Source organism: Mesorhizobium sp. M7A.F.Ca.CA.003.01.2.1 (genome assembly GCF_003998945.1).
Taxonomy (GTDB): Bacteria; Pseudomonadota; Alphaproteobacteria; order Rhizobiales; family Rhizobiaceae; genus Mesorhizobium; species Mesorhizobium ciceri.
Map to the genome: position 1 here is coordinate 1 of NZ_RZRA01000011.1, position 2,130 is coordinate 2,130.

Annotated in this window: 2 protein-coding genes; one reads left to right on the forward strand and one right to left on the reverse strand. The window is 65.4% G+C overall.

The window, feature by feature from the left end; translation table 11 throughout:
* Positions 1-342: LysR substrate-binding domain-containing protein (locus tag EN969_RS01395; RefSeq protein ID WP_245467404.1), on the forward strand; the 342-nt coding region annotated here is incomplete at its 5' end.
* 12 nt (positions 343-354) lie between these two features.
* Here the strand turns inward: EN969_RS01395 and EN969_RS01400 are convergent.
* The gene (locus EN969_RS01400; RefSeq protein WP_063169058.1) at positions 355-1,971 is read right to left on the reverse strand and encodes a GMC family oxidoreductase; all 1,617 of its coding nucleotides are present in this window, start codon (positions 1,969-1,971) and stop codon (positions 355-357) included.
* Positions 1,972-2,130: the final 159 nt, after the last annotated feature.

Here is a 2,130-nt window from a genome sequence, read left to right on the forward strand (position 1 = left end):
GTCGGCAACACCCAGTTGCGCGGCATCGGCCAATGGCTGTTTTCCAGGGATGGCGAAACGGTGCTGACCGAGCTCAATCCGGTCCTCATGTGCGACAAGAGCCCCGCCGCCCTTGCTTGCGTGCTCGTCGGCATCGGGCTGGGCGTCTTTCCGGACTACAGCGTCAGCGACGATATCGCCGAGGGGCGGCTGGTGCCGGTATTTGCCGACTGGAGCCTGCCGTCAGGCGGCATCCACGCAGTCTTTCCGCCGGCCCGGTTCCGGCCCGCCAAGGTGCGCACCTTCGTCGATCTGCTCGCGGCGGCCGAGAAGCGGCGATCGCGCGGTGTTGCCACGGCTTGAAGCCGATGGCGGTCAGCGGGCCTCTTGCAGGATCATCTCGGCTGCCTTCTCCGCGATCATGACGACCGGCGAGTTGGTGTTGCCCGAGACGATTGTCGGCATGATCGAGGCATCGACCACGCGCAGCCCGGCAAGCCCGTGAACACGCAGGCCGTCGTCGACCACCGCCATCGTATCCGAACCCATCTTGCAGGTGCCGACGGGGTGGAAGATCGTCGTGCCGATATCGCCGGCCTTGCGGATGAGCTCTTCATCGCTGTCATACTGCGTGCCGGGCAGCATCTCTTCCGGCGCAAAGCGCGCCACCGCCCGAGCCTTCATCAAGCTGCGGACATGGCGCAACGACGCGACGGCCACGCTGCGGTCTCCCTCGGTGGAAAGATAGTTCGGCCGGATCTTCGCCGTCTCCCGCGCGTCGGACGAAGCCATGTGCACGCTGCCCCGGCTTTCCGGACGCAGATTGCAGACCGAGACGGTGACCGCGGGAAAGCGATGCAGCGGCTCGCCCAGACGGTCGGTGCTCAGCGGTTGCACATGATATTCCAGATCGGGCGTTGCGAGGCGCGGATCGCTCCTGGCGAAGATGCCGAGCTGGCTTGGCGCCATCGACAGCGGCCCGCTGCGCTTGAGCGCGTATTCCAGCCCCATCGACGCACGGCTGACCAGATTGTGGTAGCGCTGGTTGAGTGTGGCGGTGTTGGCGACCTTGAAGACGGTGCGTATCTGCAGATGGTCCTGCAGATTTTCACCGACACCCGGCAGCGCGTGACGGACATCCACGCCGATGCCCGAGAGCAGGTCGGGGCGCCCCACCCCCGACAGTTCGAGCAGCTTGGGCGAGTTGATGGCGCCGGCCGCAAGGATCGTCTGTCCAGCGCGGACCTGATGCAGGCGGCCGCCTTGGCGGAAAACCAGTCCGGTGACGCGCCGGCCGTCGAATTCGAGCCGTTCGGTTTCCGCGCCGAGCACTACGCGCAGGTTCTTGCGCCCCGCTATACCGCGCAAAAACGCCTTCGATGTGTTCCAGCGGACGCCCTTCCTCTGGTTGACCTCGAAATAGCCCGAGCCTTCATTGGTGCCGGTGTTGAAGTCTTCGGTGCGCGGAATGCCGAGTTCCTCGGCCGCGTCCCGGAAGGCGTCGAGGATCGGCCATGAAAGCCGCTGCCGTTCGACCCGCCACTCGCCGCCGCTGCCGTGCATGGCGCTCTTGCCACCATGGAAGTCTTCCGACTTGAGGAAGTAAGGCAGGACATCGTCCCAGCCCCAGCCGGCATTGCCGGCCTGGCGCCAGCCATCATAGTCGGCAGCCTGGCCGCGCATGTAGATCATGCCGTTGATCGATGAACAGCCGCCGAGCACCTTGCCGCGCGGATAGTTGAGGCTGCGTCCGTTGAGACCGGCTTCCGGCTCGGTCTTCATCATCCAGTCGGTACGCGGGTTGCCCATGCAGAAGAGATAGCCGATCGGGATATCGACCCAGTGATAGCGGTCGCTGCCGCCGGCCTCGAGCAGCAGCACCTTGTTGCGCGGATCGGCCGAGAGCCGGTTGGCGAGCACGCAGCCGGCGGAGCCGGCACCGACGATGACGTAGTCGTAACTGCCGAACGGAGACGGTGAAGCTTCGGTCACGTGCGCGCCTGCTGTCCGGCGATGCGCTCCCACATCGGGGTCATCGCCTGGTTGATCTCGCCATAGAGTCGATACCGCCGTGCGTATGCGTGAGCAACCGTCTCGTTGGGTACAAAATGTCGGGCGGCCGCTGTCATGGCGGTTGCACCGGCACTGTAG